At 54.1% G+C, this 1,752-nt stretch carries 2 protein-coding genes and 1 pseudogene; all 3 read left to right on the top strand.

All coding sequences use genetic code 11. The features are described 5' to 3' along the window. Positions 1–91: IS1 family transposase (locus tag ACSVHP_RS22910; protein WP_447552985.1), on the top strand; the 91-nt coding region annotated here is incomplete at its 5' end. 222 nt (positions 92–313) lie between these two features. Further along, positions 314–1,306 carry a tyrosine-type recombinase/integrase gene (locus tag ACSVHP_RS22905; protein ID WP_103181193.1) on the top strand — a complete coding sequence of 331 codons (993 nt, stop codon included), beginning with the start codon at positions 314–316 and terminating at the stop codon, positions 1,304–1,306. A 158-nt stretch (positions 1,307–1,464) separates the two neighbouring features. Further along, positions 1,465–1,752 (top strand): annotated as a pseudogene (locus ACSVHP_RS22900) (hypothetical protein); the annotation flags it as partial.

The raw sequence follows: 1,752 nt of genomic DNA, 5'->3' as shown, positions 1-1,752 counted from the left end.
GCTGGGACGGAAGTCGCTGTCGTTCTCAAAATCGGTGGAGCTGCATGACAAAGTCTTCGGGCATTATCTGAACATAAAACACTATCAATAAGTTGGAGTCATTACCCGTTTTTCCGAAAAGAGTTAACACTGTCAGGCGACGAGTTTCTTCAGGGCTGTTGGCAGCATTTATATCCGTAAGACCACCTGTTTTTTCTACTTATTAAAATGTACCTTTGAAAAAGTAGTCTTTCTGCGGTACGCTTCACGGGACCATTTCCCCTGAGTTTTCGCACAGCGCGCCGGACGTTTTCCGGCCGGACCGGAGCCTGACATGAGCCTGATGCCTGATGACGAACAGGAACGTAATCTTCTGGCAGCAGCGATCCCGCTGGATGAGACATTTCTGCCGGCGCTGTCCGGCAATAACGTTCCGGTAAATCCGGCCCGGGCTTACCTATTGTCCCTTAATTCCCAACGTAGCCGGCAGACCATGGCTTCGTTCCTCGGGATTGTCGCCAAAATGCTTGGTGCCGGTAGCGCTGACACCTGCAACTGGGGCAGCATTCGCCGGTATCACGTTATGGTAATCACCGAGTTACTGCGCGATACTGGCCGGGGGATGGCAACTATTAACACCTATCTGTCGGCTCTTAAGGGCGTAGCGAAGGAAGCCTGGATGCTCCGCCTGATGGACGTTGAGAGCTTCCAGCACATCCGGGCGGTACCGAACCTGCGTGGCAGCCGGCTGCCAAGCGGTCGGGCCCTGCCGCCGGAGGAGATCCGCGCGTTGTTTGCCGTGTGTGAGGCCGATCGCAGCTGCCTCGGGCCGAGGGACGCGGCGATGCTGGCGGTTATCCTGGGATGTGGCCTGCGGCGGTCCGAGGCCGTGGGCCTAGATTTACGTGACGTTGTCACGCACAATCGGGCGCTACGGGTGCTGGGGAAGGGGAACAAGGAGCGTCTGGCCTACGTCCCGGCCGGGGCCTGGCAGCGGCTGCAGATCTGGATCGATGAGGTCCGGGGCGAAACCCCGGGGCCGCTGTTCACGCGGATCCGCCGCTTCGGGGATGTGACACTGAACCGGCTCACCGACCAGGCGGTGTACCATATCCTGCAGGTGCGTCAGGGGCAGGCCGGGATCGGTAAGTGCTCGCCACATGACCTGCGCAGGACCTTCGCAACTGCCATGCTGGATAACGGTGAGGACTTAATTACGGTTAAAGATGCGATGGGTCACGCCAGCGTTACGACCACCCAACAGTACGATCGTCGCGGAGAACAGCGTCTTCGAGATGCCCGCGATAGGCTCAATCTTGTCAAATGATTTAGTCGACAGGATCAACCTTGATGCCTTCGCCATCCCTGGCTGTGACGTTTTTTACCTACTGGCAACGATCTAAAGCATCATTAAAGATGAGTGTTTAAGTTCCAGGAAATTATTGATATATATAGAAAAATATATAATAACTTTAGGGTTTATGCATGTCTATTTCTCCCCCCTCGGGATTGGTTTTAACAGTTGCCAAGTGGTTATGGGGAAAGCTAACGCAACGGTTATTAATGTCTACCTATATGCATTCTCATGAGAAATGGGCATTACGGCACCGCTTGGGAGTGAATCACTCGCAGAACGGTTCAGTAAGTGTGTTGCGTCCATCAGTTGAAATCCAGCTCAAAGCTGCCTGTCATGCCTGCTTAAAAAACAGGCTTAATGTAGGATGTTTAATGAGATGGTCACTCCCTCCTTCCCAGTACTATGCTGAGGACAGG

Source organism: Enterobacter sp. 186315 (genome assembly GCF_053290175.1).
The sequence above is the reverse complement of the archived record's forward strand: the minus strand, read 5'-3'. Positions and strand labels throughout refer to the sequence as shown.